General features: G+C 57.4%; 14 protein-coding genes. 13 read left to right on the forward strand and 1 reads right to left on the reverse strand.

Annotation, left to right across the window (positions count from 1 at the left end; all coding sequences use genetic code 11):
• Positions 1 to 25 precede the first annotated feature (25 nt).
• Positions 26 to 2,071: a phenylacetic acid degradation bifunctional protein PaaZ gene (gene paaZ / locus NNO04_RS15095; protein WP_271445372.1), complete on the reverse strand. Its 2,046-nt coding sequence runs from the start codon at positions 2,069 to 2,071 to the stop codon at positions 26 to 28.
• 284 nt (positions 2,072 to 2,355) lie between these two features.
• Between paaZ and paaA the strand changes: the two genes are divergently transcribed.
• The 13 genes from paaA (at position 2,356) to paaY (ending at position 13,501) form a co-directional block, all read left to right on the forward strand.
• Positions 2,356 to 3,285 carry a 1,2-phenylacetyl-CoA epoxidase subunit PaaA gene (gene paaA, locus NNO04_RS15100; RefSeq protein ID WP_271445373.1) on the forward strand — a complete coding sequence of 310 codons (930 nt, stop codon included), beginning with the start codon at positions 2,356 to 2,358 and terminating at the stop codon, positions 3,283 to 3,285.
• 11 nt (positions 3,286 to 3,296) lie between these two features.
• On the forward strand, positions 3,297 to 3,584 hold the full coding sequence (gene paaB / locus NNO04_RS15105) for a 1,2-phenylacetyl-CoA epoxidase subunit PaaB (RefSeq protein ID WP_162382198.1): 288 nt from the start codon (positions 3,297 to 3,299) through the stop codon (positions 3,582 to 3,584).
• A gap of 8 nt (positions 3,585 to 3,592) precedes the next feature.
• A complete protein-coding gene (gene paaC, locus NNO04_RS15110) occupies positions 3,593 to 4,339 on the forward strand; it encodes a 1,2-phenylacetyl-CoA epoxidase subunit PaaC (RefSeq protein ID WP_271445374.1) in 747 nt (248 codons plus the stop codon).
• Between the two features lie 13 nt (positions 4,340 to 4,352).
• Positions 4,353 to 4,850, forward strand: a complete 498-nt coding sequence (paaD, locus tag NNO04_RS15115) for a 1,2-phenylacetyl-CoA epoxidase subunit PaaD (RefSeq protein WP_271445375.1) — start codon at positions 4,353 to 4,355, stop codon at positions 4,848 to 4,850.
• Between the two features lie 7 nt (positions 4,851 to 4,857).
• Positions 4,858 to 5,928 carry a 1,2-phenylacetyl-CoA epoxidase subunit PaaE gene (gene paaE, locus NNO04_RS15120; protein WP_271445376.1) on the forward strand — a complete coding sequence of 357 codons (1,071 nt, stop codon included), beginning with the start codon at positions 4,858 to 4,860 and terminating at the stop codon, positions 5,926 to 5,928.
• On the forward strand, positions 5,925 to 6,692 hold the full coding sequence (paaF, locus tag NNO04_RS15125; protein WP_271445377.1) for a 2,3-dehydroadipyl-CoA hydratase PaaF: 768 nt from the start codon (positions 5,925 to 5,927) through the stop codon (positions 6,690 to 6,692). Before paaE ends, paaF begins: the two co-directional genes overlap by 4 nt.
• Positions 6,692 to 7,480 (forward strand): 2-(1,2-epoxy-1,2-dihydrophenyl)acetyl-CoA isomerase PaaG, encoded by a 789-nt coding sequence (paaG, locus tag NNO04_RS15130; RefSeq protein WP_271445385.1) that lies wholly within the window; start codon positions 6,692 to 6,694, stop codon positions 7,478 to 7,480. The genes paaF and paaG overlap by 1 nt, the downstream gene beginning before the upstream one ends.
• Position 7,481: 1 nt before the next feature.
• Positions 7,482 to 8,909, forward strand: a complete 1,428-nt coding sequence (paaH, locus tag NNO04_RS15135) for a 3-hydroxyacyl-CoA dehydrogenase PaaH (protein ID WP_271445378.1) — start codon at positions 7,482 to 7,484, stop codon at positions 8,907 to 8,909.
• On the forward strand, positions 8,899 to 9,321 hold the full coding sequence (gene paaI / locus NNO04_RS15140) for a hydroxyphenylacetyl-CoA thioesterase PaaI (RefSeq protein ID WP_271445379.1): 423 nt from the start codon (positions 8,899 to 8,901) through the stop codon (positions 9,319 to 9,321). Before paaH ends, paaI begins: the two co-directional genes overlap by 11 nt.
• Positions 9,321 to 10,526, forward strand: coding sequence for a 3-oxoadipyl-CoA thiolase (gene pcaF, locus NNO04_RS15145; RefSeq protein WP_271445380.1), 1,206 nt, complete (start codon positions 9,321 to 9,323; stop codon positions 10,524 to 10,526). Before paaI ends, pcaF begins: the two co-directional genes overlap by 1 nt.
• 26 nt (positions 10,527 to 10,552) lie before the next feature.
• Positions 10,553 to 11,875: a phenylacetate--CoA ligase PaaK gene (paaK, locus tag NNO04_RS15150; protein ID WP_271445381.1), complete on the forward strand. Its 1,323-nt coding sequence runs from the start codon at positions 10,553 to 10,555 to the stop codon at positions 11,873 to 11,875.
• A 94-nt stretch (positions 11,876 to 11,969) separates the two neighbouring features.
• On the forward strand, positions 11,970 to 12,923 hold the full coding sequence (gene paaX / locus NNO04_RS15155; RefSeq protein ID WP_271445382.1) for a phenylacetic acid degradation operon negative regulatory protein PaaX: 954 nt from the start codon (positions 11,970 to 11,972) through the stop codon (positions 12,921 to 12,923).
• Positions 12,905 to 13,501: a phenylacetic acid degradation protein PaaY gene (gene paaY, locus NNO04_RS15160; protein WP_271445383.1), complete on the forward strand. Its 597-nt coding sequence runs from the start codon at positions 12,905 to 12,907 to the stop codon at positions 13,499 to 13,501. Before paaX ends, paaY begins: the two co-directional genes overlap by 19 nt.
• Positions 13,502 to 13,681: the final 180 nt, after the last annotated feature.

Here is a 13,681-nt window from a genome sequence, read left to right on the forward strand (position 1 = left end):
CAACAGGCCGCCCGGTTTATGATTATCAGGACGCAAAATCCCCGTGCTGACGTGCAACCAGCGTCAGAATCGAGTAAAGCGCGACCGGTGTCTGGTGCTGATTAAAGACTTCCACCGCCCATTCGACGACGCCCGTCGGTTTCTCCTCCGCTGAACGCTGTTTTTTCAACGTCTTGCGTTTACAGGTCAGACGAACCTGAATCGTATCGCCGGGTTTCACTGGCTCGATAAAGCGCAGATTCTCCAGCCCGTAATTGGCGATGACCGGCCCGACGCCAGCATCGACAAACAGCCCCGCAGCGGCAGAAAGCACAAAGTAACCATGTACGACGCGTTCGCCAAAAATGGATTCCGCTGCGCCGATTTTGTCCATGTGCGCGTAGAAGTGATCGCCACTCAGACAGGCAAAATTAACGATATCCGCCTCGGTCATCGTGCGACGCGGCGTCAGCAAACTGTCGCCTGCCTGCAACTCTTCAAAGTATTTGCGGAAGGGGTGAATTCTGTCTTCCAGCACCTGCGCCCCACGAACCCACTGTTTGCCAATCGCGGCAAGCATGGTTGGACTGCCCTGAATGGCAGTGCGTTGCAGGTAATGTTTCACCGCCCGCAGGCCGCCCAGTTCTTCACCACCACCTGCACGTCCAGGACCGCCGTGAACCAGTTGCGGTAGCGGCGAACCGTGTCCGGTGGATTCTTTGGCGGATTCTGCATTGAGGATCTGAATACGGCCGTGAGCGCGGGCGGCTCCGGCGATAAACTGACGCGCCAGCGCAGGATCTGCCGTCACCAGCGTTCCTGCCAGACTGCCGCCACCCGCACGCGCCAGCGCCATCGCGTGGTCTGCGTGCTGATACGGCATCAGGGTTGCGACTGGACCGAAGGCTTCTGTGGCATGCACTGCCGGGGTTTCGTCCGGCTGAGGGCAGAACAGCAGCGTTGGCGGGAAATACGCCCCTGGCGCGGTTAAATCCGCCTGACCGCCAAGACGCACTTCACAACCTGCCTCAACCAGCAGGTTCACCTTTTCCTGGACATCGGCACGCTGTTCGGCGTTGACCAGCGCCCCCATTTTGACCCCTTCCTGCGCCGGATCGCCCACTACGACTTTTCCAAGACGAGCGATTAACGCCTCACTGACTGCCTCCACCTGTGCATTTGGCACGATGATACGGCGAATAGCGGTACATTTTTGCCCGGCTTTGGCGGTCATTTCACGCACCACTTCACGGATAAACAACGCAAATTCCGGGCTTTCTGGCGTGACATCTTCACCGAGGACGCAGCAGTTTAGTGAGTCAGCTTCCATGGTGAAGGGGATCGAGTTTGCCACGATGTTGGGGTGAACACGCAACGACTGGCCCGTAGCGGCAGAGCCGGTAAAGGTGACCACATCCTGGCTGTCGAGCTGGTCAAGCAGATCGCCTGCGCCGCCGCAAATCAGGCTGATAGCGCCGTCAGGAACCAGACCGCTATCAACGATCGATTTCACCATCGCCTGTGTCACCTGGGCGGTGGCGGTCGCTGGTTTAACGATAGCGGGCATCCCGGCGAGCCACGTCGGCGCCAGTTTTTCGAGCATGCCCCAGCACGGGAAGTTGAAGGCGTTAATGTGAACCGCCACGCCAGATTTTGAGGTCAGCACATGACGGGCAGCAAAACCGCCTTCTTTAGAAAGAGGGATCAGTTCATCTTCTGGCCACAGCGTATCGTCCGGGAGCTCACGGCTGCCCATGCTGGCATAAGCAAACAGCGTACCGATACCGCCCTCAATATCGACCCAACTGTCCGCCCGGGTGGCGCCGGTTTGCGCGGAGAGCGCATAGAAAGTCTCTTTTTCGCCGAGCAAATGTTTGGCAACGGCTTTCAGCATCGCTGCGCGTTCAATAAAGGTCATGGCCTGAAGCGCATTTCCCCCTTTATCGATGGCATACCGGCGAGCGGCAGCCATATCGAGGCCCTCGCTGGTGACTTCCCACAACGCTTCGCCGTGGATGGCGTGATGAATCGTACGGGCGCGGCCCCGGCCAGATTGCCAGGTACCGGACAAGAAGCTGGCTAGTTGCTGCATCTCTTCTCTCCAAATGTTACGTGATTTCGCTATGAATAGTTGATTTATGAATCATAAAAATCAAGCCTTGTTTTAATATTTTATTAACAATGTGATCGCGTAGAGTTCTGCGGAAATCATTATAAAGCTGAATAAAAAGAAAAAAGACAAATCACTTGCGAATCGCGTCACAAATTACACAAACAAATCTTGGGGTTTTAATTAACTATTGTGTAACGTTTGTAAAACAACGTGATTCGCTTTTTGTTTTAAATCACGAAAACTGGAATCGTAAAGGTGATGACGTGACCGAAGAACAACGCTTTGAGCAACGCATAGCGCAAGAGACGGCAATCGAGCCACAGGACTGGATGCCCGAGGCCTATCGCAAGACGCTGATCCGCCAGATAGGCCAGCATGCGCATTCCGAAATTGTCGGCATGTTGCCGGAAGGCAACTGGATCCCCCGCGCACCGACGCTGCGTCGTAAAGCCATTTTACTGGCGAAGGTGCAGGACGAAGCCGGGCACGGTCTGTATCTCTATAGCGCGGCGGAAACCCTGGGCTGCGCCCGGGAAGACATCTATCAGAAGATGCTCGATGGCCGCATGAAATACTCCTCCATCTTTAATTATCCCACCCTGAGCTGGGCAGACATCGGCGTGATCGGCTGGCTGGTTGACGGCGCCGCGATTGTCAATCAGGTGGCGCTGTGTCGCACCTCCTACGGGCCGTATGCCCGGGCGATGGTGAAAATCTGTAAAGAGGAAAGCTTTCACCAGCGTCAGGGATTCGAAGCCTGCATGGCGCTGGCGCAGGGGAGCGAGGATCAGCGTCAGATGCTTCAGGACGCCATTAACCGTTTCTGGTGGCCGGCGTTGATGATGTTTGGACCGAACGACGACAACTCGCCGAACAGCGCCCAAAGCCTGGCGTGGAAGATCAAACGTTTTGGCAACGACGAATTGCGTCAGCGTTTTGTCGACAACACCGTGCCGCAGGTCGAAATGCTGGGCATGACCGTACCGGATGCGGATCTGCGCTTTGACGCAGAAAGCGGTCATTACCGCTTTGGCGAGATCGACTGGCAGGAGTTTAACGAGGTGATCAACGGCCGCGGCGTCTGTAACCAGGAACGTCTGGATGCTAAACGCAAAGCCTGGGAAGAGGGGGCGTGGGTGCGCGAAGCCGCACTGGCGCATGCGCAAAAACAACACGCCCGCAAGGTCGCTTAAGGGGAAACACAATGAGCAAAGTTTACTGGCCGTTATATGAAGTTTTTGTTCGCGGTAAGCAGGGATTATCGCACCGTCACGTCGGCAGCCTGCACGCTGCGGATGATCGGATGGCGCTGGAGAATGCGCGTGATGCCTACACCCGCCGCAGCGAAGGGTGTTCGATTTGGGTGGTGAAGGCGAGCGAAATCGTCGCCTCCCAGCCGGAAGAACGCGGCGAGTTCTTCGACCCGTCGGAGAGCAAGGTGTATCGCCATCCGACGTTTTACACCATCCCCGATGGCATCGAGCACATGTGAGGCAGGGAATGAAAACGTTAACCGCTTATACCCTGCGTCTGGGTGACAACTGTCTGGTGCTGTCGCAACGCCTTGGCGCGTGGTGCGGACATGCCCCGGAGCTGGAAATCGACCTTGCGCTCGCCAACATTGGCCTCGATTTGCTCGGTCAGGCGCGCAATTTCTTAAGTTATGCCGCCGAACTGGAAGGCGCGGGCGACGAAGACACGCTGGCGTTTGGCCGCGATGAACGCCAGTTTCGCAACTTACTGCTGGTTGAACAGCCAAACGGCAACTTCGCCGACACCATCGCCCGCCAGTATTTCATTGATGCCTGGCACGTGGCGCTGTTTACCCGACTCACTGAAAGCCGCGATCAACAGCTTGCCGCCATTGCCGCCAAAGCCATTAAAGAAGCGCGTTATCACCTGCGCTTTAGCCGTGGCTGGCTGGAACGTCTGGGCAACGGCACTGAGGTGTCAGCGCAAAAAATGCAGCAGGCGGTCAACAATCTGTGGCGCTTTACCGCTGAGTTGTTCGATGCCGATGAGATTGACATCGCCCTGAGCGACGCCGGTATTGCCGTTCATCCCGCACTGCTACGTGAGGAATGGGAAGCGGAAGTGTTCGCCGGATTTAGCGCAGCCACGCTTAATGTCCCGCAAGAGGCGGCTTACCGCACGGGAGGCAAAAAAGGGCTGCATACCGAACATCTGGGACCGATGCTGGCGGAAATGCAGTACCTCCAGCGCGTGTATCCTGGTCAGCAGTGGTAACGGAGGAGTCGTCATGCAACGTCTGGCAGAGGTAGCCCCGGCACAAATTCGCGAAATCTGGAATCTGCTTAGCGCGATCCCGGACCCGGAAATTCCCGTGCTGACCATTACCGATCTCGGCATGGTGCGTAGCGTCGCTGCGCAGGGGGAAGGTTGGGTCATCGGCTTTACGCCCACCTATTCCGGCTGCCCGGCGACGGAGCATCTGATCGGTGCTATCCGCGAGGCGATGACGACGCACGGTTTTACCCCCGTCCACATTGTACTGCGCCTTGATCCTGCCTGGACTACCGACTGGATGACGCCGGATGCCCGCGAACGCTTGCGCCAGTACGGCATCAGCCCGCCGGTCGGACACAGTTGCCATGCGCATCTTCCGGCCGAGGTGAGCTGTCCGCGCTGCGGCAGCGTACACACATCGCTTATTAGTGAATTTGGTTCAACGGCCTGCAAAGCGCTCTGGCGCTGTGACACCTGCCGTGAACCCTTCGATTATTTCAAATGTATTTGAGGTTGCCATGACAACGTTTCATTCCTTAACGGTGGCAAAAGTAGAACCCGAAACCCGCGATGCGGTGACCATCACCTTTGCGGTGCCGCCCGCGTTGCAGGACGCCTATCGCTTTCGTCCCGGCCAACACCTGACACTCAAAGCGCAGCTGGCAGGAACGGAGTTACGTCGCTGCTACTCCATTTGCCGCAGCCTGAATCCGGGCGAAATCAGCGTGGCGGTAAAGGCTATCGAGGGCGGACGCTTCTCCCGCTATGCCCGCGACGAGATCAAACAAGGTATGGCGCTTGAGGTGATGGTGCCGCAGGGACATTTCGGTTATCAGCCGCAAGCCCAACGTCACGGGCGCTATCTGGCGATTGCTGCAGGTTCCGGTATTACACCGATGCTGGCGATTTTATCTGTCACTCTGCAAACCGAAACCGAAAGCGAATTCACGCTGATTTACGGGAACCGCAGCAGCCAGAGCATGATGTTTCGCCAGGCGCTGGCCGACCTGAAAGATAAATACCCGCAGCGTCTGCAACTGCTCTGCGTTTTCAGTCAGGAGACGATGGACAGTGACCTGCTGCACGGGCGCATTGACGGTGACAAATTGACTGCACTGGCCACTCACCTGGTCGATTACAGCCAGTTCGACGAGGCCTTTATCTGCGGCCCGGCGGCGATGATGGACGAGGCGGAAGTTACGCTTAAAGCGCTCGGCATGCCGGAAAAGGCCATCCACCTGGAACGCTTCAACACCCCGGGTTCGGCGGTAAAACGCACGACCAGCGTCCAGACTGAAGGGCAAAAAGTGACCGTTCGTCAGGATGGCCGCGACCGCGAAATCACGCTGTCGGCCGATGACGAAAGCATTCTCGATGCCGCGCTGCGTCAGGGCGCTGACTTACCGTACGCCTGTAAAGGCGGGGTATGCGCCACCTGTAAATGCAAAGTGGTACGTGGAAAAGTGGACATGGTCACCAACTACAGCCTTGAGCCGGACGAACTGGCGGCAGGTTATGTCCTGAGCTGCCAGGCGCTGCCGCTGACCAGCGATGTGGTTGTCGACTTTGATGCGAAGGGGATGGCATGAACGAACTCATTGTCACCCGTCACGACCGTGTGTTGCAGCTAACGCTGAACCGTCCGGCAGCGCGTAATGCTTTGAACAATGCTTTGCTGGCGCAACTGGCGAGCGAACTGGAAGCCGCCGCGACCGACAGCGATATCGCCGTTTGCGTCATCACTGGCAACGAACGCTTTTTCGCCGCCGGTGCCGATCTCAATGAAATGGCAGAAAAAGATCTGCCCGCCACGCTCAACGACGCGCGCGTCCAACTGTGGGCCCGGATCAACGCCTTTAATAAACCGTTGATCGCTGCAGTTAACGGTTACGCGCTGGGAGCAGGCTGTGAGCTGGCGCTGTTGTGCGATGTGGTGATTGCCGGGGATAACGCCCGTTTTGGTCTGCCGGAAATCACGCTGGGCATTATGCCGGGCGCCGGTGGAACGCAGCGTCTGATTCGCAGTGTAGGGAAATCGCTCGCCAACAAAATGGTGCTGACCGGCGAGAGCATTACCGCGCAGCAGGCGTTGCAGTCGGGGCTGGTCAGCGATGTCTACCCGGCGGCGCTGACGCTGGAGTATGCCTTGCAACAGGCGGCGCTGATGGCGCGCCATTCGCCGCTGGCGCTGCAGGCGGCAAAGCAGGCGCTACGCCAGTCGCAGGAAGTCCCCCTCCAGGCCGGACTAGCGCAAGAACGCCAGCTCTTTACGCTGCTTTCGGCAACGGAAGATCGCCGGGAAGGGATCGACGCATTTTTGCAAAAACGCTCACCTGTTTTTAAAGGACGCTAATCATGGATTTCATTCTGAGTCATGTTGAACAGGGCGTGATGACCATTACGCTCAACCGCCCGGAGCGTCTGAACAGTTTCAATGACGTGATGCACCAGCAATTGTCTGAGTGCCTGAAACAGGCCGAGCGCGATGACACTATCCGCTGTCTGCTGGTGACCGGGGCCGGTCGCGGTTTTTGCGCCGGGCAGGATCTTAACGACCGTAACGTCGACCCTAACGGACCCGCTCCTGATCTGGGTATGTCTGTGGAACGTTTCTATAACCCGCTGGTGCGCCGTCTGGCGAAACTGCCTAAACCGGTCATCTGCGCGGTGAACGGCGTCGCGGCGGGCGCCGGGGCAACGCTGGCGCTGGGTTGCGATATCGTTATCGCTGCCCGCTCGGCAAATTTTGTGATGGCGTTCAGTAAATTAGGTTTAGTGCCCGATTGTGGCGGTACCTGGCTGTTACCGCGTGTGGCGGGGCGAGCGCGGGCGATGGGACTGGCGCTGCTGGGCGACAAGCTGAGCGCAGAACAGGCGCACAACTGGGGCATGATCTGGCAGGTGGTGGACGATGAAAAACTGTCCGACACCGCGCAGCAACTGGCGCTTCATCTGGCGGCGCAGCCTACCTTTGGTCTGGGATTGATCAAACAGGCAATCAACCACGCGGAAACCAGCACGCTGGATGCACAGCTCGATCTGGAGCGCGATTATCAGCGTCTGGCGGGGCGGAGCGCGGATTACCGGGAAGGCGTCAGCGCATTTCTCGCTAAGCGTACACCGCAATTCACGGGGAAATAAGATGATGACACGTGTACAGACCGTTGCGGTGATTGGTAGTGGCACGATGGGGGCGGGCATTGCCGAAGTTGCCGCCAGCCACGGTCATCAGGTGCTGCTGTATGACATTTCGGCGGCCGCCGTTTCTCGCGGTATTGACGGTATTCGCCGTCGCCTGGAATCTCGTGTGGCGCGTGGCAAATTAGCGGCGACAGCCTGTGAGACGACGCTGGCACGGCTGGTTCCGGTGACCGATATCGACGCGCTGGCGGCGGCCGATCTGGTGATTGAAGCGGCGTCGGAACGTCTTGAAATCAAACAGGCGCTGTTTTCCCAACTGGCGGAAATTTGCCAGCCGCACACGCTGCTGACGAGTAACACCTCGTCGATCTCCATTACGGCGATCGCCGCAAGCGTAAGCCATCCTGAGCGTGTCGCCGGACTGCACTTTTTCAACCCTGCACCGGTGATGAAGCTGGTTGAGGTGGTGAGCGGATTAGCGACCTCAGACGCGGTGGTGGAGCAACTGTGTAATCTGGCGATGAGCTGGGGTAAACAGCCGGTACGCTGCCAGTCTACGCCTGGATTTATCGTCAATCGGGTGGCGCGTCCGTTCTATTCGGAAGCCTGGCGCGCGCTGGAAGAACAGGTTGCGGCACCGGAGGTCATTGATGCCGCGTTGCGTGGCGGCGGTGGTTTCCCGATGGGACCGCTGGAATTGACCGACCTGATTGGTCAGGACGTCAACTTTGCGGTGACTTGCTCGGTGTTTAACGCGTTCTGGCAGGAGCGCCGTTTTCTGCCTTCGCTGGTGCAACAAGAGCTGGTGATGGCGGGGCGTCTGGGTAAAAAAAGCGGTCACGGCGTCTATGACTGGCGTACCGAACGTGCGCCCGCCGAAGTTGTCGGTGCGGTGAGTGCAAGCTACGGCCCGGTGAAGATTGAAAAGAGAAGTGACGGTGTCACCGAGCTTGACGATGTGCTGCTGATTGAAACGCAGGGTGAAACCGCGCAGGCGCTGGCTTTGCGTACCGGGCGTGCAGTGGTGGTGGTGGATCGTATGGAAGGCGATGTGGCGGTTGTCGCCGCCGCCGACAGCAATCCACGCTCAGCGACGCAAAAAGCCATTTATTACCTGCAGCAGCAGGGGAAAAACGTACTGCACATCGCGGATTATCCGGGACTACTGGTCTGGCGTACCGTCGCGATGATCGTCAACGAAGCCCTTGATGCGCTGCAAAAAGGGGTCGCCAGCGAACAGGACATCGATACCGCCATGCGACTTGGCGTCAATTATCCGTGCGGCCCTCTCGCATGGGGAGAGCGTCTCGGCTGGCAACGTCTGCTGATTCTGCTGGAAAACCTGCAACGCCATTACGGTGAAGAACGTTACCGTCCTTGCTCACTGCTGCGCCAGCGTGCGCTTCTGGAGTCTGGTTATGAGTCATAACGCCTGGCAAAACGCTCACGCCATGTACGAGAACGACGCCTGCGCAAAAGCGCTGGGGATCAACATTATTGAGATGGGTGACGGCTTTGCCGTGTTGACGATGACCGTCACGCCGCAAATGTTGAATGGGCATCAGAGCTGCCACGGCGGGCAACTGTTTTCTCTGGCGGATACCGCATTTGCCTACGCCTGCAACAGTCAGGGACTGGCGGCGGTGGCCTCGGCCTGCACCATTGATTTTTTACGCCCGGGTTTTGCGGGCGATGTTCTGACGGCGACCGCTCAGGTTCGTCATCAGGGCCAAAAAACCGGTGTTTATGACATCGAAATTGTTAACCAGCAGCATAAAACGGTCGCGCTGTTTCGCGGTAAATCTCACCGCACCGGCGGCACCATTACAGGAGAAGCCTGATGCGCGATGCATTTATTTGTGACGGAATCCGTACTCCCATTGGTCGCTACGGCGGCGCGCTTTCGGGTGTACGTGCTGATGATTTAGGGGCGATCCCGCTGCGAGAACTGCTGGTGCGTAACCCGACGCTTGACGCGCAATGTATTGATGACGTGATTTTCGGCTGCGCCAACCAGGCGGGCGAAGATAACCGCAACGTGGCGCGTATGTCGTCACTGCTGGCCGGTCTGCCGCAAACCGTTTCCGGTACTACGATCAACCGTTTGTGCGGGTCTGGCCTGGATGCGCTGGGCTTTGCCGCGCGCGCCATCAAGTCGGGCGACAGCGATCTGCTGATCGCAGGCGGTGTGGAGTCGATGTCTCGCGCACCTTTTGTGATGGGGAAGGCGACCAGCGCCTTTTCGCGTCAGGCGGAGATGTTTGATACCACCATTGGCTGGCGATTTGTGAACCCGCTCATGGAGCAGCAATTTGGTACTGACAGTATGCCGGAAACGGCGGAGAATGTAGCTGAGTTGTTAAGGATAACGCGTGAGGATCAAGATGCCTTTGCGTTACGCAGTCAGCAACGGACGGCGAGAGCGCAAGAGATGGGTATCCTGGCGCAGGAAATCGTTCCGGTGGTACTGAAGAATAAAAAAGGTGCTGTAACAGAAATACAACATGACGAACATCCGCGTCCGGAAACGACCCTCGCGCAGCTCAACGCGCTAAAAGCACCGTTTCGTCGTGATGGCGTCGTCACCGCAGGCAATGCGTCTGGTGTTAACGACGGTGCCGCAGCGTTGATTGTCGCCAGCGAGCAGATGGCCGTTGCGCAGGGACTGACCCCGCGGGCACGTATTGTCGCGATGGCGACTGCCGGGGTGGAGCCGCGCCTGATGGGACTGGGTCCGGTACCTGCTACCCGCAAAGTGCTGGAGCGTGCAGGTCTGAGTATTCATGACATGGACGTTATCGAATTGAATGAAGCGTTCGCCGCCCAGGCGTTGGGTGTGCTGCGTGAGCTGGGGCTGGCGGATGATGCCCCGCATGTTAACCCCAATGGTGGTGCGATTGCGTTAGGCCATCCGTTGGGAATGAGTGGTGCCCGGCTGGCGTTAGCCGCGACTCATGAGCTGCATCGCCGCAACGGTCGCTACGCGTTGTGCACGATGTGTATCGGTGTGGGTCAGGGCATTGCCATGATTCTGGAACGTGTTTGAGCATAACAACCTGCGAGTACCCTACAATGACAACGAAAACAACAACACAACTGGATCCGATTGAAACCGCGTCGCTGGATGAATTACAGGCGCTGCAAACCCAGCGTCTGAAGTGGACGCTGAAACATGCTTACGACAACGTTCCGATGTACCGCCGCAAATTTGATGCCGCTGGCGTGCATCCTGACGATTTCAAAGAACTGGCCGACCTGCGCAAATTCCCGTGCACGACCAAACAGGATCTGCGTGATAACTACCCGTTCGAGACCTTTGCAGTACCGATGGAGCAGGTGGTGCGTATCCACGCCTCTTCGGGAACCACCGGTAAACCGACGGTGGTTGGCTATACCCAAAATGATATCGATACCTGGGCGAATATTGTCGCTCGCTCACTGCGCGCAGCGGGCGGCACGGCGAAAGATAAAATTCATGTCGCCTACGGTTACGGGTTGTTTACTGGCGGGCTTGGCGCGCACTACGGCGCAGAGCGTTTAGGAGCCACGGTGATCCCGATGTCCGGCGGACAAACCGAAAAACAGGCGCAGCTGATCCGTGATTTCCAGCCCGATATGATTATGGTGACGCCGTCCTATTGCCTGAACTTAATTGAAGAACTGGAGCGTCAGATGGGTGGCGACGCCAGTCAGTGCTCTCTGCGTGTCGGCGTGTTTGGCGCAGAACCGTGGACGCAGGCGATGCGTAAAGAAATTGAACGTCGTCTGGGGATCACCGCGCTGGATATTTATGGTCTGTCTGAAGTGATGGGTCCTGGCGTGGCGATGGAGTGTATCGAAACAGCGGACGGTCCAACCATCTGGGAAGACCATTTCTACCCGGAAATCGTGAACCCGAATGATGGCACGCCGTTGGCTGATGGCGAGCAGGGCGAATTACTGTTCACCACGCTGACCAAAGAGGCGTTGCCGGTGATCCGTTACCGTACCCGCGATCTGACGCGTTTGCTGCCGGGCACCGCCCGCACGATGCGCCGTATGGATCGCATCAGTGGTCGCAGCGACGACATGCTGATTATTCGCGGTGTGAACGTTTTCCCATCGCAACTTGAAGAAGAGATCGTCAAGTTCGAGCATCTGTCGCCGCATTACCAGCTTGAGGTGAACCGTCGCGGGCATCTCGATTCACTCTCCGTGAAGGTAGAGCTGAAAGAGAGCAGCCTGACGCTGACCCATGAACAGCGCTGCCAGGTGTGCCATCAGTTGCGCCACCGCATCAAGTCGATGGTCGGTATCTCGACCGACGTCATGATTGTGAACTGCGGCAGTATTCCGCGTTCAGAGGGGAAAGCCTGCCGCGTGTTCGATTTACGCAACATCGTCGTTAACGGCTAATGCAGATCTGAACCTCTCCTAAACAGGAGAGGTTCAGAAAAAAAGGAGTGTGCTATGCTTCATCAAGGGAAAAAATGACAACAGAATGAATCACATGAGTAAACTCGATACCTTCATCCAGCAGGCGGTTAGCACCGGTCACATCAGTGGAACCTCACTTATCTCTTCGCTTTATGGCGACTCGCTCTCTCATCGCGGCGGTGAAATCTGGCTCGGGAGTCTGGCTGCGTTGCTGGAAGGGCTGGGCTTTGGCGAGCGTTTTGTGCGTACCGCGCTGTTTCGGCTCAATAAAGAGGGCTGGCTGAATGTCTCGCGTCTGGGACGCCGCAGTTTCTACAGCCTGAGCGACAAAGGTCTGCGTTTAACCCGACGGGCGGAAACCAAAATTTATCGCGCTGAACAGCCCGCGTGGGATGGCAAATGGCTGCTGCTGTTGTCCGAAGGGTTAGACAAAAATACCCTTGCGGATGTGAAAAAACAGCTGATCTGGCAGGGGTTTGGCACCCTGGCGCCGAGTCTTATGGCATCACCGTCGCAACAGCTCGCGGATGTGCAGTCGTTGTTGCACGAGGCCGGTGTCGCGGAGAACGTGATCTGCTTTGAGGCGCATTCCCCGCTGGCGCTGTCGCGTGCGGCGCTGCGCGCCAGGGTTGAAGAGTGCTGGCAACTGACCGAGCAAAACGTGATGTACGAGTCGTTTATCAACGCATTTCGCCCCTTGTTGCCGCTGTTGAAAGAGGTGGAGCCAGACGAATTAACGCCGCAGCGCGCTTTTCATATTCAACTGCTGTTAATCCATTTTTATCGACGCGTGGTGCTAAAAGATCCGCTATTGCCCGAAGAGTTATTACCGGCGCATTGGGCAGGACAAACGGCGCGTCAGCTGTGTATCAACATTTATCAACGTGTCGCCCCTGGCGCGCTGGCGTTTGTCAGTGAAAAAGGGGAAACCTCGGTAGGAGAATTGCTGTCGCCGGGCAGTCTCTGGTTCCAGCGTTTTGGCGGTCTGAGCGTAGATCAGGAGGCAGTATGCCAGTTTATCAAATAGATGGATTGACCCCGGTGGTACCTGAGGAAAGTTATGTCCATCCGACGGCCGTGTTGATTGGCGATGTGATCCTCGGTAAAGGGGTCTACGTGGGGCCGAACGCCAGTCTGCGGGGGGATTTTGGGCGTATCGTCGTTAAAGATGGGGCGAACATTCAGGATAACTGCGTGATGCATGGTTTTCCTGAGCAGGACACCGTGGTGGAAGAGAACGGCCACATTGGGCACAGCGCGATCCTGCACGGCTGCACGATTCGCCGCAACGCGCTGGTGGGCATGAACGCGGTGGTGATGGACGGGGCGGTGATCGGTGAAAACAGCATCGTCGGCGCGGCCGCATTTGTGAAAGCGAAAGCCGAAATGCCGGCTGACTACCTGATTATCGGTAGCCCGGCGAAGGCTATCCGTGCGTTGAGCGCTCAGGAGATGGCGTGGAAGCTACAGGGTACGCGTGAGTATCAGGTGCTGGTGGAGCGTTGCAAGCTGACGATGCATCAGGTGGAGCCGCTGCGGGAAGAAGAACCAGGCCGTAAACGTTTGCAATTTGATGAGAATCTGCGGCCGAAGTCGGCCATGTAGCGTTAGCCCTCTCGGGATTTACTCAGAACTGACAACAAGCTGGTTTTGCGAAGGGTTCCGTTCACTTCATGTTCTTCGCTTCTCTGGCATTTCATGTCCCGTGAACGGGTTAAGGGAGCTATCGCCGCTCCCTTAACAATCCCGGCTCCCGGCAGGAAAATTGCCGCTTCGCGGTTACCC

The organism is Citrobacter sp. Awk 4, assembly GCF_028069725.1.
GTDB lineage: Bacteria > Pseudomonadota > Gammaproteobacteria > Enterobacterales > Enterobacteriaceae > Citrobacter_D.

Excerpts from the sequence above, each read along its gene's own strand:
- paaZ (WP_271445372.1), bottom strand. The coding sequence starts at position 2,071 with ATGCAGCAACTAGCCAGCTTCTTGTCCGGTACCTGGCAATCTGGCCGG.
- paaB (WP_162382198.1), top strand. The coding sequence starts at position 3,297 with ATGAGCAAAGTTTACTGGCCGTTATATGAAGTTTTTGTTCGCGGTAAG.
- paaC (WP_271445374.1), top strand. The coding sequence starts at position 3,593 with ATGAAAACGTTAACCGCTTATACCCTGCGTCTGGGTGACAACTGTCTG.
- paaD (WP_271445375.1), top strand. The coding sequence starts at position 4,353 with ATGCAACGTCTGGCAGAGGTAGCCCCGGCACAAATTCGCGAAATCTGG.
- paaE (WP_271445376.1), top strand. The coding sequence starts at position 4,858 with ATGACAACGTTTCATTCCTTAACGGTGGCAAAAGTAGAACCCGAAACC.
- paaF (WP_271445377.1), top strand. The coding sequence starts at position 5,925 with ATGAACGAACTCATTGTCACCCGTCACGACCGTGTGTTGCAGCTAACG.
- paaH (WP_271445378.1), top strand. The coding sequence starts at position 7,482 with ATGATGACACGTGTACAGACCGTTGCGGTGATTGGTAGTGGCACGATG.
- paaI (WP_271445379.1), top strand. The coding sequence starts at position 8,899 with ATGAGTCATAACGCCTGGCAAAACGCTCACGCCATGTACGAGAACGAC.
- pcaF (WP_271445380.1), top strand. The coding sequence starts at position 9,321 with ATGCGCGATGCATTTATTTGTGACGGAATCCGTACTCCCATTGGTCGC.
- paaK (WP_271445381.1), top strand. The coding sequence starts at position 10,553 with ATGACAACGAAAACAACAACACAACTGGATCCGATTGAAACCGCGTCG.
- paaX (WP_271445382.1), top strand. The coding sequence starts at position 11,970 with ATGAGTAAACTCGATACCTTCATCCAGCAGGCGGTTAGCACCGGTCAC.
- paaY (WP_271445383.1), top strand. The coding sequence starts at position 12,905 with ATGCCAGTTTATCAAATAGATGGATTGACCCCGGTGGTACCTGAGGAA.